Raw genomic sequence first — 21,743 nt, 5'->3', positions numbered from 1 at the left:
ACGGAAAAAGGGCCGGTCGCGGCAATCGCGCGACCGGCCCTTTCACGTTTTCTGCCCGGGCGGGGCCGGCGCGCCGGCTCCCGCATCGGGGACTGGCTCAGGCGCCGTCCTGGCCGCCCCGCGCGGCAGCGGTCTGCGCCGCGAGCGCTTCCTGGATCTGCGCCTGGGTGAACAGGACCATGAGCTGGCCGCTCTGGTTCACTGCGAAGTGTTCGCGCAGCAGGTTCAGGTCGCTTTCGGAACCGGTCACAATCACCGCGTCGCCTTCGACGCTCTTGACCACGCCGAGCGGCTGGTTGTCGGCCGTGATGACAGCGGCGGTTTCGACCAGTGCCGCGTCGCGCGCCTCGTTGGCGGCGGCAAGCCGCTGGTCCAGCATCGCGTCGAGATCGCCCTTGGTGACGGTGATCGTCGGGCCCTGCTCGCCTTCGCCGAAGGCATCGGCGGGCAGCGGGGCGCGGTGCTTGCCGGTGTCGACCGTCACGACGCCGTCGGCGACGCTCTCGATCGTGCCGACCGGGTTGCCTTCGGGGCCATAGACGGTCGCGCCCACGGCCACGCCCTGGGCGTGCGCTGCGGTGGCGAGGCCGGCGGCGGCGACGGCGGCGATGGCCATTTTCGAGAACTTCATAAAATCACTCCGTAACAATTCAAATCAAGGGACTTACACGCGCGCACTGGGCCCGCAGGAAATCGACCGTTCTGGAATACGGGGGCGCCGGCGGAGGTAATGCACCTCCCGCGCCGTGCCCCGCCATGAATAGCAGGAACCCCGAAACGCCCGAAAATGGGCGAACGGCTCCATCGCAAGCGTCGCAGGCGATGGCAACCGCCTCTTTATAGGGACGGCGACATTAAACCACGATGAAGCAAGATTCAGAAAGTCTGGAGCATTTTTTCAAGAATACGCTCGACTCTTTCGCGCGGCGGGAAGCCTTCGGCCACCCATTCGCGCTCGACCGCGCGCAGCAGCCGCGCGACTTCGGGCCCGGCGGCGACCCCGCGGGCGACGATCTCCCCGCCCTTGAGCGGCAGGCGCGGCACCTCCCACCCGATCAGCGGGGACGGGTCTTCGCCCGCCAGCAGCAGGCGGTCGATCGCGCATTCGCGCCCCTCGCGATAGGCAAGCGCGCGCGGATCCTCGCGGTCGGCGGCGCTGCGCGCGGCCGCGCAGGCGATCCGCTCGCGCTGGGCCTTTGACAGGCGCAGGCGCGAGGCGACCGTCTCGGCCACCGGCGGCAGGGCGGGCAGCAGCGCGGCGAGGCGCCGCACGGGATCGCGCGCGACGGCCGATGCCCGCTCCGCCGCGACCAGGCGGCGCAGCGCGGCGATCGTGGCGCGTCCGGCCTCGGGCAGGACGACCGGCAGCACGCCCAATCCATGCATCCGCTCGAGCGTGTCGGCGGGATCGGGCAGGGACAGCAGGTTGAGCAGCTCCGCCGCGACACGCTCGCGCGACAGGCCCTTGAGCATCGGCGCCAGCTCGGCGCAGGCCTGCTCCGCCTCCTCGTCCAGCCGCGTGCCGAAACGGGCCTGGAAGCGGAAATAGCGCAGGATGCGCAAGTGGTCCTCGCGAATGCGCTGGCGTGCCTCGCCGATGAAGCGCACGCGGCGCGCGGCGAGATCGTCCAGCCCGCCGAACCAGTCGAAGACCGTGCCGCTGTCGGGCGCGGCGTAGAGCGCGTTGATCGTGAAATCGCGGCGCGCGGCATCCTCGCGCCACTCGGTCGCGAAGGCGACGGTGGCGCGTCGCCCGTCGGTGGAAACGTCGCGCCGCAGGGTCGTGACCTCGACATTGCCGTCGGGCAGGACGGCGGTGACGGTGCCGTGCTCGATCCCGGTGGGGATCGCGCGGATGCCGGCCGCGCGCAGCCGGTCGATCACCGCGTCGGGCGTCAGCGGGGTGGCCGCGTCGACATCGTTCACCGGCTGGCCCAGCAGGGTGTCGCGGACCGCGCCGCCGACCCAGCGCACCTGGTCCGCGCCCAGCGCGGCGACCAGCGCGGCGAGGCCTTCGCGCCGGGTCCAGTCGGCCGGGGGCAGGGTGGAAGGCAGCGGATCAGGCATCGAACAGCGCCCTGTATTCGATCCGGCGCGACAGGTTGGCGATGATCGCCGCGGTCACGCCCCAGATGCGGAAGCCCTGGTGGTGGTATTCGAGATAGCGCCGCGTCGCGCCGCGCCAGAAGACCTCGTGCTCGCTCCAGTTCTCGCGCGCGAGCAGGACGTCGAGCGGGGCCTCGAACCAGGCCTCGACTTCGCCCGGATTGGGTTCCAGCGGAAGGTCGGGCGGGACGACGCCCAGAACCGGCGTGATGTCGAACCCGGTGCCGGTCTGGTAACGGTCGGTCGCGCCGATCACGCGGACATGCGCGGGCTGCATCGCCAGCTCCTCTTCCGCCTCGCGCAGGGCGGCTTCGATCGCGTTCTCGCCCGGGTCGATCTTGCCGCCGGGAAAGGCGACCTGGCCCGGGTGGTCGCGCATCCCGGCGGGCCGCTGGGTCAGGATCACGCCGGGTGCGGGGCGGTCGGTCACCGCGATCAGCACCGCGGCATCGGCCACCCGCTCGGCATCGGCGAAGCGTTCGTCGGACAGGAGATCGGGTATCTCGGCGCGGTGCCCCTGTTCGAACAGGGTCTGAAGCCGGTCGAACAGCGCGCTCATCCGGGCATCAGCGAGAACGTCTCGCCCCCGCTGGTCACGCGCGTGCCGTCGCCTTCGGCCAGCGCGATTTCGGCCAGTTGCAGCCAGGTGCTCCGGTTCAGCCGCGCCTCGCACCCGCGCCGCACGCCGAGGTAGATCGCCGGATTGTCCGCCGTGCCGGCGGCGCGCAGGCGGTGCGCGGGGCCGGCGATCACCAGGTCGTCGGTATTGAGGCGGAAGGCCAGCCCGCCGTCGCGGCGCACGACGTCGGTGGCGATGAAGGCCGCGTCCTCGACCGCGATCGCCAGTTTCTCGAACGGGGTCACGAGCCAGTGCCGGCCCGCGGCATCGCGCGTGAGCAGCCCGGCGAAGGCGCGCACCATCGCCTGGCGCGCGATCGGGCTGCCCTCGTGGAACCAGGTGCCGTCGGCGGCAATGCGCATCGCGCTGTCGCCGGTCTTTTCCGGGCTCCACTGCTCGACCGGCGGCAGCTTGCGCTGCGCGACCTGTTCGGCGACCTGGTCGAGCGTCAGGCCCGCGAGTTCGGGAGGCGGATCGTAAGGCATCGCCATCCGGTTGGCAGATTGCCGGGGGCGACTCAATCCTCGGCGCTCGGAGCCCCCTGCTCCGGCCAGGGCCCCAGCATCCCTTCGGCCGGCAGGATCGCCGGGTTGTCGCACCGCACCAGCAGGCGCGCCGGGTCGTAAGGGCCGGGGCAGCGCCAGCCCACCGTGGGGGCGGCGGAAAAGCCGAAGAAGCGGCCGTAGTACTCCGCATCGCCGATCATCACCTGCGGCAGGGCGCCCGGTTCCAGCGCGCCGAGCGCGGCGAGCATCAGCGCCTTGCCGAACCCTTCCTGCTGCCGCTCGGGCACGACCGCCACCGGGCCGACCATGATCATCGGGTGCGCGCGCCCGGCGGGATCGGTCAGCGCGACCGGCCAGAGCTGGATCGTGCCCACAAGGTATCCGGCATCGTCCGCCGCGGCGAAGCTGAGCGCGGGCAGCCACTGCGTCCCCTCGCGGATGCGATAGGCCGTGCGCGCGTGCCGGTCCGGCCCGAAAGCGCGGTCGAGCAGTTCCTCGACCAGCGCCGGGTCGATGGAGCCAAGGGGGACGATCGTTGCCATTGGCGCGCGCGGTTAGGCGCGCGGGGCGGCGGAGTCGACCAAATTCGCCTTGGGCCAGCCCCGCCCCGGCTTTGCACGCCCCGGCTTTGCACCGCCCCGGCTTTGCGCGCCCCGGCGGCCCGGCAGCCGGGCGGGGGCGGAAGGCGGGCGCGGGATCAGGCCGGCGCGATGCGGATCAGCCGGCCGTCGCCGTCCTCGAGGATCCACAGCGCGCCGTCGGGGCCCTCGACGATCTCGCGGATGCGGTTTTCCGACGGGATGCGGGCGACCTCGCGCGCGCTTTCGCCGTCGATCGCGACGCGCACGATCCCCGCCGGCTTCATCGCCGCGATGATCGCCTGGCCTTCCCATTCCGGCCACAGGCGGCCCGAGTAGAACAGGAAGTCGCCCGGCGCGATCACCGGGGTCCAGCCGATCGCCGGGGCGCGGAATTCGGGCCGGGTGGCGTGGGCGGGGATCGGATCGCCATTGTAATGCTCGCCGTTCGAGACGACCGGCCAGCCGTAGTTGGCGCCGCGTTCGACCAGGTTCAGCTCGTCACCCCCCGCCGGGCCATGCTCGAGATCCCACAGGCGCCCCTGGGCGTCGAACTGCAGGCCCAGGGCATTGCGATGGCCGTAGGACCAGATCTGGTCCGACGGGCTGCCGCGATCGGCGAAGGGATTGCCCGGCGCGGCCTCGCCGTCGAGCGTCAGCCGCAGGATCGAGCCGAGCGTGTTCGACAGGTCCTGCGCCGGCTCCAGTTTCTGCCGGTCGCCCGACGACAGGAACAGGTGCTGCCCGTCGGGCGCGATCGCGATGCGGTGCGAATAGTGGCCGCGCCCGGTCACCTTGGGCTGCTGGCGCCAGATCACCTCCAGCCCTTCGACCGCGCAGGCATCGGCCTGTTCGCAGACCAGCGTGCCCCGGCCCAGGGCCGCGCCGCGGGTGTCGCCTTCCCCGGCCTCGGCCCAGGTCAGGTAAATCGTGCGCCGGCCCAGCGTGTCCGCGCTTTCGGACGGCAGGAAGGCCACGTCGCCCAGGCCGCCCTGGCCGCCGTAATCGACTTGCGGCATCCCTGCGACCGTGCCGGTCCGCCCGGTCGCGGTATCGACGAACTTCATCGTCCCGCTCTTCTCCGTCACGAACAGGGTCGCGGTGCCCGGCGCGAAGGCGGCGGCCCAGGGCTCGTCGAACCTGCCGAAAGAGCGGGTTGCGAAATCGCCGCCTTCCAGCACCGACACCGGTTCCCCGGCGGCGGGGGCGGCGGCGGTCGACCCGGTTTCCCCGGACGGTTCGGCGCTGCAGCTTGCGGAAAGCAGCATGCATGGCGATAGGATAGCGGCAAGGATCGCGGTCTTGGTCATGTTCAGTGCAACTCCCCATCAGTCGTTCGGTGCAACGCCGCTGGTCGTCGGCGTGGACGAGGCCGGGCGCGGCCCCCTGGCCGGACCGGTTGTGGCGGCAGCCGTCGCGCTGTGCAAGCCGCGACCGGCCAGGCTCGACGATTCGAAGCGGCTCTGCGCCGGCTCGCGCGCGCGGATCGACGAGGCGATCCGGCGGCGCTGCGCCTGGGGCGTGGGGGTGGTCGAAGTGGCGGAGATCGACCGGCTCAACATCTTCGGCGCGACGATGCTGGCCATGACCCTGGCGGTCGCCCGCCTGGCCGAGGCGCTGGCGCGCGATCCGGACGAAGTGCTGGTGGACGGCAACCTGACCCCGCACGGCCGCCGGGCCGAATGGCGCTGGCCCGCGCGCGCGATCGTCGGCGGCGATGGCAAGGAGCCGGCGATATCCGCCGCCTCGATCGTGGCCAAGGAATGGCGCGACCGGATGATGGTCGCCGCCGCGCGCGAACACCCGCACTACGGGTGGGAACGCAACAAGGGCTATGGCACGCGCGACCATGTCGAGGCGCTGCGGCTGCACGGGCCGACCCCGCTCCACCGCCGCAGCTTCGCTCCCGTCGCGCAGATGGACCTGTTCGCCGCCCCGGCCTGACGCGCCGCCGGCGTTCGCGAACCCCCGGCTTTCGCGATGCAATTGAGTCCTTCGGGCAACACCCGCAGCATATCGAGTCGGGCCGAATCGCGCGGACTCAATATCTTGTGGGGGACTCCTTTCGTTCTCCGGCAAGGTCGGCACCGGCCGGATGCCACGCGCGAAATCGGTGCTTGACGCCGAGTCCGCTTGGACTCACCCTGTGGATAAATCTGCCAACGGGGGAATGACATGGGGGTCGTCGAGACGACGAAGACACGGGCGCTGCGCCGCGCGAAGCCGGTTGCCGCGCCGCGCGAACTGGCGCCCGCGCTGCCGCTGGGGGAGATCCTCGACGGCGATTGCGTCGAGGCGATGCGCCGCCTGCCCGATGCCAGCATCGACCTCGTCTTCGCCGATCCGCCCTACAACCTCCAGCTCGGCGGCGACCTCAACCGCCCCGACGGCAGCCACGTCGACGCGGTGACCGACGATTGGGACCGGTTCGACAGCTTCAAGGCCTACGACGATTTCACCCGCGCCTGGCTGACCGAGGCGAAGCGCGTGCTGAAGCCCGACGGCGCGCTGTGGGTGATCGGCAGCTATCACAACATCTTCCGCGTCGGCGCGATCCTGCAGGACCTGGGGTTCTGGATCCTCAACGACGTCGTCTGGCGCAAGGCCAACCCGATGCCCAATTTCCGCGGCACGCGCTTCACCAACGCGCACGAGACGCTGATCTGGGCGAGCCAGGGCGAAAAGGCGAAGTATCACTTCAATTACCGCGCGATGAAGACGCTGAACGACGAGCTGCAGATGCGCAGCGACTGGGTCCTGCCGATCTGCGGCGGGCAGGAACGGCTGAAGGAAGGCGGGCACAAGGTCCACCCGACGCAGAAGCCCGAGGCGCTGCTCTACCGCGTCCTGCTCGCCACGACCGAGCGGGGCGACGTCGTGCTCGATCCGTTCTTCGGCACCGGCACGACCGGCGCGGTCGCGCGCCGCCTGGGGCGCGAATGGATCGGGTGCGAGCGAGAGGGCGGCTATCGCCAGGCCGCGCTGAAGCGGATCGCGAAGGAGCTGCCGCTGGACGAAAGCGCGCTGACCACGATGCAGAGCCGCAAGACCGCGCCCAAGGTCGCCTTCGGCGCCCTGGTCGAGAACGGCTATATCGCGCCCGGCACGCAGGTCTTCGACAAGAAACGCCGCTGGACCGCGACCGTGCGCGCCGATGGCTCGCTGGCGTATGAAAAACAGGTCGGCAGCATCCACGGCCTGGGCAAGGACCTGCAGGGCGCGCCGAGCTGCAACGGGTGGACTTTCTGGCACTACGAAGTCGATGGCGAGGTCAAGCCGATCGACGCTGCGCGCCAGCTCTACCTCCTCGCGACCGAGGATTGATGCGCCGGGCGCGGCGCACGCTGTCCTACACGGCTCTCACCCGCTAGGCCGGATGCATGACCGTGATTCGCCCTGCATCGCGCCCGTTTTGCACCTGCTTCGTGCAGCGCGATTCTTTTGGTCCAGGACTGTGTAACATGCGGTCCATGTCTCAACATATCATCGGGCCGGCAGGGCAATGAGCGAACGGGTCTATCTCCAGCCGATCGGCCTTGCGGCGAGCCCGCAGGGGGAGGAAGGCGACTGCATCCGCCTGGGCGGGGGAATGGTCTATGCCCATCGCTTCGCCGCCGTCGTGCGGCGCGAGGGCGCGGTGGTGGAGCGCTGGCGCTTCACGCCCGAAACCGCGGCCGAGACGTTCGCCCGCCTGCCCGCCGGGCTCGACGCCGAGGCGGAGGAGCAATGGGCGAACCTGCGCCTGGCCCATCCGCCGCTGGAACTGGGCGCGCGGACCGTTCGGCTCGACCAGCCGCAAGTGGCGGGCATCCTCAACGTCACGCCCGACAGCTTCTCCGACGGGGGGCAGTTCCTCGACCGGCCCGAACACGGCCGCGACCATGCCGCTGCGATGCTGGAAGCGGGGGCCGCGATCGTCGATATCGGCGGCGAAAGCACGCGCCCGGGCGCGGCGGCGGTGTGGGAAGGGGAGGAGATCGAGCGGGTGATCCCCGCGGTCGAATACTGCGCCGCGATGGGCGCGGCGATCAGCGTCGATACCCGCCGGCCGGCAGTGATGGACGCCGCGCTCCACGCAGGCGCGCACATGGTCAACGACGTATCGGCCCTGCGCCACGATCCGCGCAGCCTCGAACTCGTCGCCGCGCGCGATTGCCCGGTGATCCTGATGCATGCCCCGGGCGAAGGCGACGACCTTCATGCCGGTGGCGATTACGACGCGGTCGTGTTCGACGTGTTCGACTGGCTTCGGGCGCGGCGCGACGCGGTGCTCTCGGCCGGCGTCGCGCGCGAGCGGATCGTGCTCGACCCCGGGATCGGCTTCGGCAAGTCGCTGGCGGAAAACCTCGCGCTGATCAACGCGCTGCCGCTGTTCCACGCGCTGGGCCAACCGCTGATGCTGGGCGCCAGCCGCAAGCGGATGGTCGGCGCGCTCAGCAACGAGGCCCCGGCGCACGAGCGGCTCGGCGGCAGCCTGGCGCTCGCGATCGCGGGGATGGACGCGGGGGTGCAGCTGCTGCGCGTGCACGACGTGGCCGCGACGGTCCAGGCGCGCAACGTCTGGCGCGGCCTGCGCGACGCGGCGCTGACCGACTTCTCGCAATTGCCCGGGGGGGGTGGCTAGGGCGCTATTGCGCCAGCGCGATCCAGCGGTCGAGCAGCGCGCCCGCCTTGCCGCTGTCGAGCGATTCGGCGGCGATCGCCGCGCCCTCTTCCCAGCCGCTCGCCCGGCCGGCGACGATCAGGGTGGCGGCGGCGTTGAACAGCACGGCGTCGCGATAGGGGCCGGGCGTGCCGTCCAGCAGGGCCTTCAGCGCGCGCGCGTTGTGCCGTGCGTCGCCCCCGCGGATCGCCTCCACCGGGGCGCTCGGCAGGCCGGCTTCGGCGGCTTCGACGCGGCGCATCTCGAAGTCGTTGCCGGCGACGTCGGCCAGCTCGTTGCCGCCGGCCAGGCTCAGTTCGTCGAGCCCCTCGTCGCCGGAAGCGATGAAGGTCCGCTCGGTCCCCAGCCGCGCCTTCGCCGCGGCATAGATCGGGACATAGGCGGGCCGGGCGATCCCGATCAGCTGCCGCCGCACCCCGGCGGGGTTGGACAGCGGGCCCATCAGGTTGAAGATCGTGCGCCGGCCCAGCCGCTGGCGGATCGGCTGGATGCGGCCCATCGCGGGATGGTGGTTCTTGGCGAAGAGGAAACAGATGCCGATCTCGGCCAGCGTCTTCTCCGCCGTGCGGCCCGCCGCCTCCATGTCGAGGCCCAGCGCCTCGAGCGTGTCGGCCGCGCCGGACTTGCTGCTCGCCGCGCGGTTGCCGTGCTTGGCGACCGGCACGCCGGCCGATGCGACCACCAGGCTGACGGCGGTGGACACGTTCAGCGTGTGGTGCCCGTCGCCCCCGGTGCCGCAGCAGTCGACCGCGTCTACGGGCGCGGCGACCGGGATCAGGCGGGCGCGCAGCGCGCGGGCGGCGCCGGCGATCTCCTCCGCCGTCTCGCTGCGTTCGGTGATCGCGATCAGGAAACGGGCGATCTCCTCCTCGCTCGTCTCCCCGTCGAGGATCCAGCCGAAGACTTCCTCCGCCTCGGCCTCGCTCAGGTGCGGTTCCGCCTCGGGCAGCGTCCTCATCCCGCGGCCCTTGCCGGCAGGCGGGGCTCGATCCCGCACAGGCGCAGGAAGTTGGCGAGCAGGGCATGGCCGTGATCGGTGGCGATGCTCTCCGGGTGGAACTGGACCCCGTGGATCGGCAGGTCGCGGTGGCGGAAGCCCATCACGCACGTGCCGTCGAGGCCCGGGGTCTCGCTATGCGCGTTGACCGCCAGCGCGTCAGGCACGTCCTCCACCACCAGCGAGTGGTAGCGGGTCGCGGTGAAGGGGCAGGGCAGGCCGGCGAAGACGCCGGTTCCGTCGTGATCGACCGGCGAGGTCTTGCCGTGCATCAGCCCGCCGCGCACCACGCGCCCGCCGAAATGCTGGCCGATCGCCTGGTGGCCGAGGCACACGCCCAGCAGCGGCCGGGCCGCATCGGCACAGGCGGCAACGAGGTCGAGGCTGATCCCGGCCTCGTTCGGGGTGCAGGGGCCGGGAGAGATCAGCACGCCTTTCGCGCCGCTGGCCACCGCCTCGGCCGCGGACAGCGCGTCGTTGCGTTCCACCCGCACCTCGGCGCCCAGCTCCATCAGGTAATGGACCAGGTTGAAGGTGAAGCTGTCGTAGTTGTCGATCACCAGTATCATCGCGCGCCGCCTTCGGCCGTTCGCCCGGCCCGATCAAGCAAGTTTAGGTTTCAGGCCGCCTTCCCGGCGAACCGGTCGGTCGCCCGCACCAGCCCGTCGACGATGCCCGGTTCGCTGGCGGAATGGCCGCCGTCGTGGACGATCCACAGCTCGGCTTCGGGCCAGGCCTTCTTCAGCGCCCAGGCCGAAGTGGGCGGGGTGCAGATGTCGTGCCGGCCCTGGACGATGATCCCGGGGATGCCCTTCAGCCGGTCCGCATTGGCGAGCAGCTGCCCTTCCTCGAGGAAGAAATCTTCCAGGAAGAAGCGGGCGCAGATGCGCGCGAAAGGCAGGGCCTTCGCCGGGTCGGCGAAGGTATCGAGCAGGCTCTCGTCCGGCAGGAGGGTGGCAACGCTGCCTTCCCAAAGCGACCACTCGCGCGCCGCGGCGAGCCGGACGTCCTCGTCGTCGCTCGTCAGCCGCCGGTGATAGGCCGCGACCAGATCGTCGCGTTCCTCGGCGGGAATCAGGCCGGAGAAGGCGTCCCACTGCTCGGCCATGATCTCGCTCGCGCCGTAGGAGTAGAGCCAGGCTTTCTCCTTCCGGCGGCCGAGGAACACGCCGCGCAGGACCAGCTCGCTGGTCCGTTCGGGGTAGGCCTGGGCATAGGCGAGCGCGAGGGTTGCGCCCCAGCTTCCGCCGAACACCTGCCATTCCTCGTGCCCGCACATCGTCCGCAGCCGCTCGATATCCTCGACGATGCGCCAGGTGTCGTTGCGCTCGATCTCGGCGAAAGGCAGCGACTTGCCGCAGCCGCGCTGGTCGAACAGGAGAACGTCGTACAGTTCCGGGTCCCACTGGCGGCGATGGTTGGGGCTCATTCCGCCGCCCGGTCCGCCGTGCAGGAACACGGCCGGCTTGGCGCCCGGCGTGCCGACCCGTTCCCAGTAGAGCGTGTGCCCTTCGCCGACGTCCAGCATGCCGCTGTCGTAAGGCTCGATCTCGGGGTAGAGCGTGCGTTCGTAGTCCATCGGCCTTCAGTCCTTCTCTTCGACCACCAGCATGGGCCCGAACCGGCTGCCGCTGTCCATCCGCTTGCGCGCGGGGTCCCACAGGGCGCTGACATTGCCGTCGAGGAACAGCGCGTCGGGCGTTTCGAGCTCGTCGCGGAAATAGCGGGCGAGCACGCCGAACGAGATCGGCTCTTCCGAAATGACGAAATGCGCCCGCCCGGCGCGGTCGACGCCGACCCCGTTGCGCACGGCCTTGCTCGGACCGTCCTCGGCGATCTTGGGATGGAGCTTGCCGTCGATCACGAGCATCGGGCCGCTCTGGGTGCCGAACTGGGGGCGGTCGGCGACATTGGCGTAGAAATCGTCGGCCGTGCGGATCTGCCACTTGCCGCCCGTGCCGTAGAACACGCCGTTGGGCTTCAGGTGGAAGTTGCCCGGCCCGTCGGCGCGGTTGAGCTCTTTCAGCCGCCGGCCATCCTCCACGTAGTATCCGATCGGCTTGCCTTCGCCGTCGTACATCCCCGCGTTCATCGCGAAGGCGACCGGCGCGGCATCGGCCGCCCGCTTGGCTGCGAGCGCGGCAAAGCCGCGATAGGGCGCGCCATCGGCCGGGCCCAGCACGGTCACGATCCGGTGCCGCGCGGGATCGGCGATGCAGTGGATAAGAGCGGCCCCTTCGAAGGTCGTGCTGTCGCAGGCGGAAGCCATCGCCGGCGTGGGTGTCGGGCTCGGCTCGGCCGCGGGACCAGGCTCGCTGTCGCTTTCGGCGACGCCGCTGCCGATTTCGGTCCGGATCACCGGCTCGCCTTCCGGCTGCGGTCCGCAACCGGTCAGGACAGTGGCCGCGCAGGGCGCCAGAAAGAGGAGGCGCCGCCGCCTCACTGGCCGAACCCCGGCTCCTGCGCAATCCGCGCGGCCTCGCGCGCGGCGGCGAGGAGGGCGCTCGCCTTGGCCTCGCACTCGCGTTGTTCGTAGGCCGGGTCGCTGTCGGCCACGATGCCCGCGCCGGCCTGGACGTGGAGAGTGCCGTCCTTCACCACGCCGGTGCGCAGGACGATGCAACTGTCGACCGAGCCGTCGGGCGCGAAATAGCCGACCCCGCCGGCATAGGCGCCGCGGGTTTCGGGCTCTATCCCGGCAATGATCTCGCAGGCCCGGATCTTGGGCGCGCCGCTGACCGTGCCGGCGGGAAAGCCCGCGAACAGCGCGTCGAGCGCGTCGAGATCGGGATCGAGCCGGCCGACCACGTTGCTGACGATATGCATGACGTGGCTGTAGCGTTCGATGGTGAAGCTGTCGGTCACCTCCACCGTGCCGCGGGCGGCCACCCGCCCGACGTCGTTGCGGCCGAGATCGAGCAGCATCAGGTGCTCGGCCCGTTCCTTCGGATCGGCCAGCAGGCTTGCCTCAGCGGCGCGGTCGGCCTCGACCGTGGCGCCGCGCGGGCGGGTGCCGGCGATCGGCCTGATCGTGACTTCCTTCGGCCCGTCGCCCCCGCCCCTGACGCGCACGAGGATTTCGGGGCTGGAGCCGACCACGGCAAAGCCGGGCAGGTCGAGGAAATAGAGGAACGGCGATGGATTGACCCGGCGCAGCGCGCGGTAGAGCGCGATCGGCGGCAGGGGGAAGGGGCAGGTGAACCGCTGCGCCAGGACGACCTGGAAGATGTCGCCGGCCGCGATGTAGCCCTTCGCGCGGGCCACGCCGGCGGCGTAGTCCTGCGCCGCGACCACCGGGGTCAGCGCCATGTCGGGCAGGTCCGCCGCGCACGCTTCGGCGGGCGGCGGCCCGGAAAGCCGCCGCAGGGTCTCGTCGATCCGCTCGCCAGCGGCCGCGATCGCCGCGTCGGGGGCGTCCTCCCCGGCCCAGAGCGGGGCAATGCAGAACAGCTCGTCGCCGAGGCTGTCGAACACCAGCAGGACCGTGGGGCGCACGAACAGCATGTCGGGCATTTCCAGCGGGCTCGCGGGTGCGCGTGGAAGCTTCTCGACCAGGCCGATCGTCTCGTAGCCGAAATAGCCGACCAGGCAGGCGAGCGCCGGCGGCAGTTCGGCCGGCACGTCGATCCGGCACCGTTCCACCAGCGCGCGCAGTTCGTCCAGCGCGCCGCCGGGGCAGGGCGCAAAGGCCTCGCGGTCGGCCTGCCAGCGGGCGTTGATCGCCGCGCTGTCGCCCTCGGCCCGGAAGACAAGGTCGGGATCGATGCCGAGCAGGCTGTACCGCCCGCGAACCTCGCCCCCTTCGACCGATTCGAGCAGGAAGTCGCCCCGGCCCGGATCGAACAGCTTCAGCGCCGCGCCCACCGGGGTTTCGGTATCGGCGACGACCCGCCGCCAGACGAGCGCGGGCCGGCCGGCCGCCAGCGCGGCGGCCGCGGCCTCGGCGTTGCGGAGACCGGGGGCGACCTGCGCCACCGGCTCAGTTCTGCCCGAGCAGTTGCTTGCGAACCGCCTCGATCGCGGTCTCGTTGCGTTCCACGCCCAGTTCCTGGCGCAGGGCGAGGCGCAACTGGTCGGCGTATTCGCTGCCGATCGCGCTGCCCAGCTCGCGCTTCACCTGGGCGAAGACCGGGTCTTCGCGGTCCACTTCGCCCGCCTCGATCTCGTCCAGGTCGACCACGTACCAGCCGTTGTCGTCGGGCGCCTCGAGCTTCTTGGTCGTGCCCTGGGCCATGCTGAAGAGCAGCGCGAGCGGGGCGGGGAACTGGCCCTGGAGCGCGGCCAGCTGCTGGCGCGTCAGGTTGACCGGTTCGACCCCGGGCAGGGCGGTTTCCTCCGCCTGCACGGCGGCGGCGAGGCTCGTCCCTTCCTTCGCTCGCTCCAGCACGCGATCGGCCGCGGCGCGCGCCGCGGCGGCACCGCGGTCGCGGCGCCAGGCGGCGATCACGTCGTCGCGGATTTCGGCCAGCGGCGCGGCGGCCGATTCGACGATCTGGCCTGCCTCGAAGACAAGATAGGTCTCGCCGCGTTCGATCTCCGCCAACTGGGGCTCGCCCTCGATCATCTGGAACGCGGTCTCGAGCGCCGGGCCGAGAACCTCGGGCGCGGTCTGTCCCGGCGCGCCATAGACATCGCCGCTGGCCAGGAGCGGGCGGGTCGTTTCGACGTCCACGCCGAGCTGGCCGGCGATGTCGCCCAGCGAGACGCCGTCGGTCAGCTGTTCCTCGATACTCGCGGCGAGGTCGGCCAGGGCGCGCTGGCGTTTCTCGGTCCGCAGCGTATCGGCGATTTCGCCGCGAACTTGCGCGAGGCTGCGCGCGGGGGTGCGCTCGACCGCGTCGACGCGCACGACGTGCCAGCCCAGCGCGCTGCGGGCCGGGGCGGCAAGCTCGCCGCGCCCGGCAGCGAAGGCGGCGCGGGCAACCTCGGCGGAAGCCTGCGCGGCATATTCGGCCTGCGACAGGGGGCCGAGGGCGGCAACGTCGAATCCGGCCTCGCGCGCGGCGGCCTCGAGCGATCCGCCGCCCGTCACGCGCGCGCGGATCGCGTTGGCGGCTTCCTGCGTCGGCACGATCAGCTGGCTCAGGCGGCGCGTTTCGCTGGCGGCATAGCGCGCGCCGTCTTCCTCGTAACGCGCGGCGATTTCCTCGTCGGTCGGCTCGATCCGGGCGTCGAGGTCCTCCGGGCCGAACACGGCATAGCGAATCACGCGCCGTTCGGGGCGGATGAAATCGTCGCGATTCTCGTCGTAGAACGCCTTCAGTGCGGCATCGTCGGGCGTGCCCTCGGGGGCGAACGCGCTCGACGGGAGCATGGCGATGCTGCCGCGGCGCCGTTCCTGCAGCAGCGCGGCATAGCGCGTTGCCAGCTTGTCGGGCGCCTGGGCGCCGAACACGACGGGCATCAGCAATTGCTGCGCCAGCAGGCCCTGCGAGATGTCGTTGCGGAAGGTCGCTTCCGAAATGCCGCGCGCGCCCAGCGCCTGGCGGAAGGTCGTGGTGTCGAATTCCCCGTTCGGGCCGCGGAACTGCGGGAAAGTTATGATCTCGCTGTTGACCAGGTTTTCGCCCGCGCGCAGGCCGTGGCGGCGCGCATATTCGGCGATCGCCGCGCGGTCGATCATCTGGTCGAGAACGTCGTCGAGCCCGCCCTGCGCGATGAAGGCTTCCATCGACATGTTCGGGTTCTGCTGGCGCACCTGGTCGAGCGCGTCGCGCGCGCTGGCGACGAGATCGGCCGAATCGATCTTCTGCCCGCCGACCACGGCGACCCGGTCGCCCCCGGCGACCCCGCCGAACGTCCCGGTATTGGCGACATCGCTGCTGGCGAAAGCGAACGCGATCAGCGCGAGGAAGGCCAGCGTCAGCGGAATGCCGAGCTTCGACTGGAAGAATCTGCGGAAGAACTGAAGCATACTGGGGGATGTTCCGTAGGCGAGGTGCGATTAGGGGTTGCGCTGTGCGGCGAGCGCTTTATCCGCCCTGCGACCTCCCGGCAACAGGTCGGCAGCGCTTTTGGCGTTGCAAGATGAAGCATCTGGCAGGCCGGGCCCGTCGCCCCATATTAAACGGCGACCGGAATCGTTGAAATCGGGACCAAGGAAGCGGGATTCGTCATGGCCGAACGGCCCTACATCGTTGGAAACTGGAAGATGAACGGCACGCGGGCCATGCTGGCCCAGGCGCGTGCGATCGACCGTGCGGCGCAGAACATGATGAAGGTCGAGGTCGCTCTGGCGCCGCCCTTCACGCTGGTCCACGCGACCCACCGCGAGGTGGAGCAGATCGGGGTGGGCGCGCAAGATTGCCACCCGGCCGACGACGGTGCCCATACCGGCGACATCTCGGCGACGATGGCCGCCGACGCCGGGGCCAAGTTCGTCATTCTCGGCCACAGCGAACGCCGCCAGAACCACGGCGAGACCGATGCCCTCGTGCGCGCCAAGGCGCAGGCGGCGCTCGCCGCCGGGCTGCGCGTCATCATGTGCTGCGGCGAGACGGAGGACGTGCGCGACGCGGGCAAGGCGGTCGAACATGTCACCGCCCAGCTGCGCGCCTCGCTTCCCGACACGCTGGAGCGCGCGGGCGAGATGCTGACCGTCGCCTACGAACCGGTCTGGGCGATCGGCACGGGCCGCACCCCCACGGTGGAGGATATCGGTGCCATGCACCGCGAGATCCGCGCCCTGCTGGTCGAGCTGTTCGGCGAGGAAGACGGCGCCGCTGTGCGCATCCTCTACGGTGGCTCGGTCAAGGCGGACAACGCGCGCGAACTGCTCGGTGCCGACGAAGTGGGCGGCGCGCTGGTCGGCGGCGCCAGCCTGACGGCGGAAAGCTTCATGGGCATCGTCATCGCCGCTGCCGAAGTGCACGAGGCCTGACCGGATCCGCCGCGCGCGGCAGCCAGCCCCTGCCGGCGCTTGATGCGCGGTCCCGCTGGCCCTAGTCCGCGCGACATGACACGCATTGCCATCTGCGCGCCGGGCAAGCGGCTCGAGCGGGAACACGCCGATGCGGTGGCCGACCTCGCGGCCGACCGCGCGGGCGTCGAACTGGTGTTTCACAAGCAGTGCTTCGCCCGCCATGGCCATTTCGCCGGCGACGACGCCACGCGGCTTGCCGCGCTGACAGAATGTGCCGACGACCCGGCGTTCGACGCGGTCTGGTTCGCCCACGGCGGCTATGGCGCGAACCGGATCGCGGCCGATGCCGTCGCCCGCATGGGGCCGGCCGCGCGCGACAAGGCTTTCCTCGGCTATTCCGACACCGGCTATCTCCTCGCCGCGCTCTACCGCGCGGGCATCGGCCGTCCGGCGCACGGGCCGATGGCGGCGGACATCCGCCGCGACGGGGGAGAAGGCGCAGTGATGCGCGCGCTCGACTGGCTCTGCGGCAAGGACGACGGCCTCGAAGGCGGACTGGAGCGGGGCGGCGAGGGGTCGCCCGCGGTCGCCTTCAACCTGATCACCCTCGCCATGCTGTGCGGCACCGAGCTGATGCCGGATCTTGCCGGGCACGTCGTCATGGTGGAGGAAGTGTCCGAACACCTCTACGCCGTCGATCGCCTGTTCTTCCACGTCACCCAGCACCTGGCGGGCATCGCCGGCCTGCGCCTCGGCCGGATCAGCGACGTGCCGGAGAACGATCGCCCGTTCGGTTCGAGCGAGGAGGATATCGCCCGCTACTGGTGCGACAGGGCCGGCATCCCGTATCTCGGTTTCGCCGATATCGGGCACGACGGCGGCAACAAGATCGTTCCTTTCGGGCTTGCCCGCGCGCCCGGCCGCGCATAGTTGCCCGCCGCGACAAGGAGATCGTTATGCGTGCATTCGTTTTTCCCGGGCAGGGTAGCCAGAAAGTCGGAATGGGGGCGGAACTCGCCGCGGCGAGCGGCGCCGCGCGCGAGGTTTTCGAGGAAGTCGACGAGGCGCTGTCGCAGGGCCTTTCCGCGATCATGCGCGAGGGGCCGGAAGACCAGTTGACCCTGACCGAGAATGCCCAGCCGGCGATCATGGCCAATTCGATCGCCACGCTGCGCGTTCTGGAGCGCGAGTTCGGCATCGTCCTGGCCGAGAAGGGCGACTGCGTCGCCGGGCACTCGCTGGGCGAATACTCGGCGCTCTGCGCGGTCGGGGCCTTCTCGCTTGCCGACACGGCCCGATTGCTGAAGCTGCGCGGGCGCGCGATGCAGGCCGCCGTCCCGGTCGGCGAGGGCGCGATGTGCGCGCTGCTGGGGGCGGATCTCGACAAGGCCCGGGCCCTGGCCGATGCCGCGGCCCAGGGTGAAGTGTGCCAGGTCGCGAACGACAACGATCCGGGCCAGGTCGTCCTCTCGGGCCACAAGGGTGCGATCGAGCGTGCGGTGGCCATGGTGAAGGACCACGGGATCAAGCGCGGCGTCCTGCTGCCGGTCTCGGCACCCTTCCACTGCGATCTCATGCGCCCTGCCGCCGATGCCATGGCCGAGGCCCTGGAGAAGACCGCGCCGGGCCCGTTCGCCCTGCCGCTCTATGCCAACGTCACCGCCGGCGAGGTCAGCGATCCGGCGCAGGAACAGCGCCTGCTGGTCGAACAGGTGACCGGGCGCGTGCGCTGGCGCGAAAGCGTCCTGGCCATGCGCGCTGCCGGGGTCGACGGCTTCGTCGAGCTGGGCGGCAAGGTCCTGGGCCCGATGATCGGCCGCATCGACAAGGAAGCCCCGGCCACCAGCGTGATCACGATGGCCGATATCGAAGCCCTCGCGAAGGAGATCGGATAATGTTTTCGCTCGAAGGAAAGACGGCGCTGGTCACCGGCGCGAGCGGCGGGATCGGTTCCGCCATCGCCTATGCCCTGGCGCGGCAGGGCGCGCGCCTCGCGCTCAGCGGATCGAACAGCGGCAAGCTGCGCGCCTTCCGCGAACAGATCAACGACGAGGTCGGCGGCGACCACGTGGAAATCACCTGCGACCTGTCGAACCCCGAACAGGTCGAGGAACTGGTGCCGGCCACGGTCGATACCTTGGGCCGGATCGACATCCTGGTGAACAATGCCGGCGTCACGCGGGACAACCTGGCCATGCGGATGAAGGACGAGGAGTGGGACGCGGTCATGCGGATCAACCTCGAGGCCGCTTTTCGCCTGATGCGCGCGGCGGCGCGCCCGATGATGAAGGCGCGCGGCGGCCGGATCGTCAGCATCACCAGCGTGGTGGGCGCCACCGGCAATCCCGGCCAGATGAACTATTCCGCCGCCAAGGCGGGCCTCGTCGGCATGTCGAAGAGCCTGGCGCAGGAGCTTGCGAGCCGCGGGATCACCGTCAATTGCGTCGCGCCGGGCTTCATCCGCACCGCCATGACCGACCAGCTGCCCGACGCGCAGAAAGACGCGCTCAACGCCCGCATCCCGATGGGCCGGATGGGCGAGGGCGAGGACATCGGGGCCGCGGTGGCCTATCTCGCCAGCGACGAGGCGGCCTATGTCACCGGGCAGACGCTGCACGTCAACGGCGGCATGGCGATGCTTTCCTGACAGATTTATCCCCAAGGAATCGGGACGGCGGGGCTTTGGTCCTTGCCCCGTCCGGCCTCGGGACTAAGGATATTCGCAACATTCCGGCGCTCGCGGGCGATTCCGGCCGCGGACCCGTCCCCGGGGACCCTGGTCTCCGCCGACTTTCGCCCACCCGGGCGTCGGGCCGTCTGAGAGCGCGACGTCCGTGAGCGCAAAGGGGGAATTGATACGCGATGAAGGCCACTATCGAACGCGCAACGCTCCTCAGGTGCCTCAGCCACGTCCAGTCGGTGGTGGAGCGGCGCAACACGATCCCCATTCTCTCCAACGTGCTGATCGAGGCGGCCGATGGCGGCTCGCTGAAGGTCATGGCGACCGACCTCGACCTGCAGGTGGTGGAGAACATGGCCGCCGCCTCGGTCGAAAGCTCGGGCGCGATCACGGTTTCGGCGCACCTGCTGTTCGATATCGCGCGCAAGCTGCCCGAAGGCAGCCAGGTGAGCCTCGAGACGGCCGAGAACCGGATGACGATCAAGGCCGGCCGCAGCCGGTTCCAGCTTCCGACCCTGCCGCGTGACGATTTCCCGGTCATCGTCGAAGGCGACCTGCCGACCAGTTTCGAGATCCCGGCCAAGACCCTGGCCGAGCTGATCGATCGCACCCGCTTCGCGATCTCGACCGAGGAAACCCGCTATTACCTCAACGGCATCTTCCTCCACGTGTCGGAGGAAGACAAGCCGGTGCTGAAGGCCGCGGCGACCGACGGGCACCGTCTCGCGCGGTTCACGATCGACCAGCCCGACGGCGCGCAGGGGATGCCGGACGTGATCGTGCCGCGCAAGGCCGTGGCCGAACTGCGCAAGCTGCTGGAGGAATCGCTGGACGGCAACGTCCAGGTGGATCTCTCCGCCAGCAAGATCCGCTTCACGCTGGGCGGCGAGGGCGGCGTGGTGCTGACCAGCAAGCTGATCGACGGGACGTTCCCCGACTACAGCCGCGTGATCCCGACCGGGAACGACAAGCTGCTCAAGCTCGATCCGCGCAGTTTCTACGAAGGCGTGGACCGCGTGGCGACCATCGCCACGGAGAAGACCCGCGCGGTCAAGATGGGGCTCGACCAGGACAAGGTGATCCTCTCGGTCACCAGCCCGGACAACGGCACCGCGGCCGAGGAAGTGCCCGCCGACTATTCGGCCGAAGGGTTCGAGATCGGCTTCAACGCCAATTACTTGAAGGACATCCTCAGCCAGATCGACAGCGACACGGTCGAACTGCACCTGGCCGACGCAGGCGCGCCGACGCTGATCCGGCAGGATGCCGGCAGCCCCGCGCTCTATGTCCTGATGCCGATGCGGGTCTGACGGCCCGCGCCCGCCCGCGGGGCGGGCGGCTCAATCGGGATTGGCGCCCGGGCAGGGCCGCGGGCAGCCGGGCCTATTCGCGGGCGCGGATCATCGCCTCGACATCGACGAATTTCTCGCGCGGGGCGCCCTCGCGCGCGGCCCGGGCCTCGGCCTCCTCGATCTTCTTCCAGTCGCGGAAGGTGACGACCTCGATCTCGCGCTCTTCGGCGAGCCGGTCGAACCCGGCGCGCCCTTCCTTGCCGCGCGGTCCGAGCGCGCCGCCGTCCATGTCCTCGGCGATCTTCTCGACCACGCCGAAGCCGTCGGGGCGGTTGGTCCCGATCGTCCCGGTCGGGCCGCGCCGGGCCCAGCCCACGCAATAGAGGCCGGGCAGGATCCGCCCCTCGTCGTTCGCGAAGCGGCCCGCGCGCTCGTCGAACGGGACGCCGGGAATCGGCGAGCTGCGATAGCCGATGCAACTGATCACGAGATCGGCCGGGACGGTGTACGTCTCCCCCGTTCCGACCGCGCGCCCGGCCTCGACCCGGGTGCGCTCCAGCTCGATCGCCTCGACCCTGTCCTTGCCCAGCAGTCGCACCGGGCTGGCGAACATGTCGAAGTCAATCTCCACGCTCTTGTCCGCCCGCTCGCTCTCCGGGAACGCGGCGAAGCTCCGCAAGTGCGCGACGGACTTGCGCAGGCCGGGTTCGAGCAGCGCGTCATCGGCCTCGGGCGGAAGATCGGACGGTGCAACGCGGGGACTGGCGCGTTCCAGGTGCATCAGTTCGCCCAGTTCCTTGGGCGTCATCATGATCTGGTGCGGGCCGCGCCGCCCGACGATGGTAATCGTCGAAATCGCCGCGGCGCGCAGCGCGTCGAGCGCGTGGGCGACAATGTCGGACCCCGCGAATTCCGCCTCGGTCTTGGCGAGGATGCGCGCCACGTCGAGCGCGACGTTGCCCATGCCGATCACGACCGCGTGGCGGCCGGAAAGATCCGGCGCGAGCCCGGCAAACTGCGGGTGGCCGTTGTACCACCCGACGAAGGCCGCGCTGCCGAAGACATTGGGCAGCGCCTCGCCCTCTATCCCCAGCGCGCGATCGTTGGGCGCGCCGGTGGCGAACACGACCGCGTCGTAGAGCGATTGCAACTCGGGCACGGTGACGTCCCGCCCCACCGCGACATTGCCGACGAAGCGCACGTTCTCGGTCAGGGCCGTGGCCTCGTAACGGCGGCTGACGCCCTTGATGGACTGGTGATCGGGGGCGACGCCGGTGCGGATCAGGCCGTAGGGCACCGGCAGCATGTCGAAGATATCGACGCGGATCTCGTCGCCCCAGTGTTTCTGGGCAGCTTCCGCGGTGTAGTAGCCCGCAGGGCCCGAGCCGACGATGGCGAGGTGCCGCATCAGGTGGCGGGCCGCCCGCGGGCCGTGCGTGT

Annotated in this window: 21 protein-coding genes; 8 read left to right on the top strand and 13 right to left on the bottom strand. The window is 70.5% G+C overall.

Features of this window, described 5'->3' with window-relative positions; translation table 11 throughout:
- Positions 1–97 precede the first annotated feature (97 nt).
- The 6 genes from GRI72_RS06650 to GRI72_RS06625 all read right to left on the bottom strand — a co-directional run bounded on the left by GRI72_RS06650 (position 98) and on the right by GRI72_RS06625 (position 5,077).
- Positions 98–631 (bottom strand): hypothetical protein, encoded by a 534-nt coding sequence (locus tag GRI72_RS06650; RefSeq protein ID WP_160733132.1) that lies wholly within the window; start codon positions 629–631, stop codon positions 98–100.
- 245 nt (positions 632–876) lie between these two features.
- A complete protein-coding gene (locus GRI72_RS06645; protein ID WP_160733131.1) occupies positions 877–2,067 on the bottom strand; it encodes a CCA tRNA nucleotidyltransferase in 1,191 nt (396 codons plus the stop codon).
- Positions 2,060–2,665 (bottom strand): CoA pyrophosphatase, encoded by a 606-nt coding sequence (locus tag GRI72_RS06640; protein ID WP_160733130.1) that lies wholly within the window; start codon positions 2,663–2,665, stop codon positions 2,060–2,062. Before GRI72_RS06640 ends, GRI72_RS06645 begins: the two co-directional genes overlap by 8 nt.
- The gene (locus GRI72_RS06635) at positions 2,662–3,210 is read right to left on the bottom strand and encodes a DUF1285 domain-containing protein (RefSeq protein WP_160733129.1); all 549 of its coding nucleotides are present in this window, start codon (positions 3,208–3,210) and stop codon (positions 2,662–2,664) included. Before GRI72_RS06635 ends, GRI72_RS06640 begins: the two co-directional genes overlap by 4 nt.
- 32 nt (positions 3,211–3,242) lie before the next feature.
- The gene (locus tag GRI72_RS06630; protein ID WP_160733128.1) at positions 3,243–3,773 is read right to left on the bottom strand and encodes a GNAT family N-acetyltransferase; all 531 of its coding nucleotides are present in this window, start codon (positions 3,771–3,773) and stop codon (positions 3,243–3,245) included.
- 155 nt (positions 3,774–3,928) lie between these two features.
- Complete coding sequence (locus GRI72_RS06625; RefSeq protein ID WP_237486825.1) at positions 3,929–5,077, bottom strand: PQQ-dependent sugar dehydrogenase; 1,149 nt, start codon at positions 5,075–5,077, stop codon at positions 3,929–3,931.
- Positions 5,078–5,117: 40 nt separating this feature from the next.
- On the opposite strand from GRI72_RS06625, the gene GRI72_RS06620 reads away from it, so the two are divergent.
- The 3 genes from GRI72_RS06620 (at position 5,118) to folP (ending at position 8,433) form a co-directional block, all read left to right on the top strand.
- Positions 5,118–5,753 carry a ribonuclease HII gene (locus GRI72_RS06620; protein WP_160733126.1) on the top strand — a complete coding sequence of 212 codons (636 nt, stop codon included), beginning with the start codon at positions 5,118–5,120 and terminating at the stop codon, positions 5,751–5,753.
- Positions 5,754–5,984: 231 nt separating this feature from the next.
- Positions 5,985–7,133: a site-specific DNA-methyltransferase gene (locus tag GRI72_RS06615; protein WP_160733125.1), complete on the top strand. Its 1,149-nt coding sequence runs from the start codon at positions 5,985–5,987 to the stop codon at positions 7,131–7,133.
- Positions 7,134–7,311: 178 nt separating this feature from the next.
- Positions 7,312–8,433 (top strand): dihydropteroate synthase, encoded by a 1,122-nt coding sequence (folP, locus tag GRI72_RS06610; protein WP_160733124.1) that lies wholly within the window; start codon positions 7,312–7,314, stop codon positions 8,431–8,433.
- A 4-nt stretch (positions 8,434–8,437) separates the two neighbouring features.
- Here folP and trpD read toward each other — a convergent pair whose 3' ends face one another.
- The 6 genes from trpD to GRI72_RS06580 all read right to left on the bottom strand — a co-directional run bounded on the left by trpD (position 8,438) and on the right by GRI72_RS06580 (position 15,383).
- Complete coding sequence (gene trpD / locus GRI72_RS06605) at positions 8,438–9,430, bottom strand: anthranilate phosphoribosyltransferase (protein WP_160733123.1); 993 nt, start codon at positions 9,428–9,430, stop codon at positions 8,438–8,440.
- Positions 9,427–10,038, bottom strand: a complete 612-nt coding sequence (locus GRI72_RS06600) for an anthranilate synthase component II (protein WP_160733122.1) — start codon at positions 10,036–10,038, stop codon at positions 9,427–9,429. Before GRI72_RS06600 ends, trpD begins: the two co-directional genes overlap by 4 nt.
- A gap of 50 nt (positions 10,039–10,088) precedes the next feature.
- A complete protein-coding gene (gene pip, locus GRI72_RS06595; protein ID WP_160733121.1) occupies positions 10,089–11,048 on the bottom strand; it encodes a prolyl aminopeptidase in 960 nt (319 codons plus the stop codon).
- Positions 11,049–11,054: 6 nt separating this feature from the next.
- The gene (locus GRI72_RS06590) at positions 11,055–11,828 is read right to left on the bottom strand and encodes a phosphodiester glycosidase family protein (RefSeq protein ID WP_322295657.1); all 774 of its coding nucleotides are present in this window, start codon (positions 11,826–11,828) and stop codon (positions 11,055–11,057) included.
- 80 nt (positions 11,829–11,908) lie between these two features.
- A complete protein-coding gene (locus GRI72_RS06585) occupies positions 11,909–13,444 on the bottom strand; it encodes a chorismate-binding protein (protein ID WP_160733120.1) in 1,536 nt (511 codons plus the stop codon).
- A 4-nt stretch (positions 13,445–13,448) separates the two neighbouring features.
- On the bottom strand, positions 13,449–15,383 hold the full coding sequence (locus GRI72_RS06580; RefSeq protein WP_160733119.1) for a peptidylprolyl isomerase: 1,935 nt from the start codon (positions 15,381–15,383) through the stop codon (positions 13,449–13,451).
- Between the two features lie 201 nt (positions 15,384–15,584).
- Here GRI72_RS06580 and tpiA point away from each other — a divergent pair, with 201 nt between their 5' ends.
- From tpiA to dnaN, 5 genes are all read left to right on the top strand, one after another.
- On the top strand, positions 15,585–16,349 hold the full coding sequence (gene tpiA / locus GRI72_RS06575; protein ID WP_160733118.1) for a triose-phosphate isomerase: 765 nt from the start codon (positions 15,585–15,587) through the stop codon (positions 16,347–16,349).
- 75 nt (positions 16,350–16,424) lie between these two features.
- Positions 16,425–17,261, top strand: coding sequence for an LD-carboxypeptidase (locus GRI72_RS06570; RefSeq protein WP_160733117.1), 837 nt, complete (start codon positions 16,425–16,427; stop codon positions 17,259–17,261).
- Between the two features lie 26 nt (positions 17,262–17,287).
- On the top strand, positions 17,288–18,226 hold the full coding sequence (gene fabD, locus GRI72_RS06565; protein ID WP_160733116.1) for an ACP S-malonyltransferase: 939 nt from the start codon (positions 17,288–17,290) through the stop codon (positions 18,224–18,226).
- The gene (gene fabG, locus GRI72_RS06560) at positions 18,226–18,978 is read left to right on the top strand and encodes a 3-oxoacyl-[acyl-carrier-protein] reductase (protein WP_160733115.1); all 753 of its coding nucleotides are present in this window, start codon (positions 18,226–18,228) and stop codon (positions 18,976–18,978) included. The genes fabD and fabG overlap by 1 nt, the downstream gene beginning before the upstream one ends.
- A 215-nt stretch (positions 18,979–19,193) precedes the next feature.
- Positions 19,194–20,321, top strand: a complete 1,128-nt coding sequence (gene dnaN / locus GRI72_RS06555) for a DNA polymerase III subunit beta (RefSeq protein ID WP_160733114.1) — start codon at positions 19,194–19,196, stop codon at positions 20,319–20,321.
- A gap of 73 nt (positions 20,322–20,394) precedes the next feature.
- On the opposite strand, the gene GRI72_RS06550 is transcribed toward dnaN, so the two are convergent.
- Entirely contained in the window at positions 20,395–21,711 is a 1,317-nt protein-coding gene (locus tag GRI72_RS06550; RefSeq protein ID WP_160733113.1) for an FAD-dependent oxidoreductase, read from the bottom strand.
- Between the last annotated feature and the right edge of the window lie 32 nt (positions 21,712–21,743).

It is taken from the genome of Pelagerythrobacter marinus (assembly GCF_009827515.1).
Taxonomy (GTDB): domain Bacteria; phylum Pseudomonadota; class Alphaproteobacteria; order Sphingomonadales; family Sphingomonadaceae; genus Pelagerythrobacter; species Pelagerythrobacter marinus.
The sequence above is the reverse complement of the archived record's forward strand: the minus strand, read 5'-3'. Positions and strand labels throughout refer to the sequence as shown.

Excerpts from the sequence above, each read along its gene's own strand:
- folP (WP_160733124.1), top strand. The coding sequence starts at position 7,312 with ATGAGCGAACGGGTCTATCTCCAGCCGATCGGCCTTGCGGCGAGCCCG.
- GRI72_RS06625 (WP_237486825.1), bottom strand. The coding sequence starts at position 5,077 with ATGCTGCTTTCCGCAAGCTGCAGCGCCGAACCGTCCGGGGAAACCGGG.
- pip (WP_160733121.1), bottom strand. The coding sequence starts at position 11,048 with ATGGACTACGAACGCACGCTCTACCCCGAGATCGAGCCTTACGACAGC.
- GRI72_RS06570 (WP_160733117.1), top strand. The coding sequence starts at position 16,425 with ATGACACGCATTGCCATCTGCGCGCCGGGCAAGCGGCTCGAGCGGGAA.
- GRI72_RS06645 (WP_160733131.1), bottom strand. The coding sequence starts at position 2,067 with ATGCCTGATCCGCTGCCTTCCACCCTGCCCCCGGCCGACTGGACCCGG.
- GRI72_RS06640 (WP_160733130.1), bottom strand. The coding sequence starts at position 2,665 with ATGAGCGCGCTGTTCGACCGGCTTCAGACCCTGTTCGAACAGGGGCAC.
- dnaN (WP_160733114.1), top strand. The coding sequence starts at position 19,194 with ATGAAGGCCACTATCGAACGCGCAACGCTCCTCAGGTGCCTCAGCCAC.
- trpD (WP_160733123.1), bottom strand. The coding sequence starts at position 9,430 with ATGAGGACGCTGCCCGAGGCGGAACCGCACCTGAGCGAGGCCGAGGCG.
- GRI72_RS06550 (WP_160733113.1), bottom strand. The coding sequence starts at position 21,711 with ATGCGGCACCTCGCCATCGTCGGCTCGGGCCCTGCGGGCTACTACACC.
- tpiA (WP_160733118.1), top strand. The coding sequence starts at position 15,585 with ATGGCCGAACGGCCCTACATCGTTGGAAACTGGAAGATGAACGGCACG.
- GRI72_RS06620 (WP_160733126.1), top strand. The coding sequence starts at position 5,118 with ATGTTCAGTGCAACTCCCCATCAGTCGTTCGGTGCAACGCCGCTGGTC.
- GRI72_RS06650 (WP_160733132.1), bottom strand. The coding sequence starts at position 631 with ATGAAGTTCTCGAAAATGGCCATCGCCGCCGTCGCCGCCGCCGGCCTC.
- fabG (WP_160733115.1), top strand. The coding sequence starts at position 18,226 with ATGTTTTCGCTCGAAGGAAAGACGGCGCTGGTCACCGGCGCGAGCGGC.
- GRI72_RS06580 (WP_160733119.1), bottom strand. The coding sequence starts at position 15,383 with ATGCTTCAGTTCTTCCGCAGATTCTTCCAGTCGAAGCTCGGCATTCCG.
- fabD (WP_160733116.1), top strand. The coding sequence starts at position 17,288 with ATGCGTGCATTCGTTTTTCCCGGGCAGGGTAGCCAGAAAGTCGGAATG.
- GRI72_RS06630 (WP_160733128.1), bottom strand. The coding sequence starts at position 3,773 with ATGGCAACGATCGTCCCCCTTGGCTCCATCGACCCGGCGCTGGTCGAG.
- GRI72_RS06635 (WP_160733129.1), bottom strand. The coding sequence starts at position 3,210 with ATGCCTTACGATCCGCCTCCCGAACTCGCGGGCCTGACGCTCGACCAG.
- GRI72_RS06615 (WP_160733125.1), top strand. The coding sequence starts at position 5,985 with ATGGGGGTCGTCGAGACGACGAAGACACGGGCGCTGCGCCGCGCGAAG.
- GRI72_RS06600 (WP_160733122.1), bottom strand. The coding sequence starts at position 10,038 with ATGATACTGGTGATCGACAACTACGACAGCTTCACCTTCAACCTGGTC.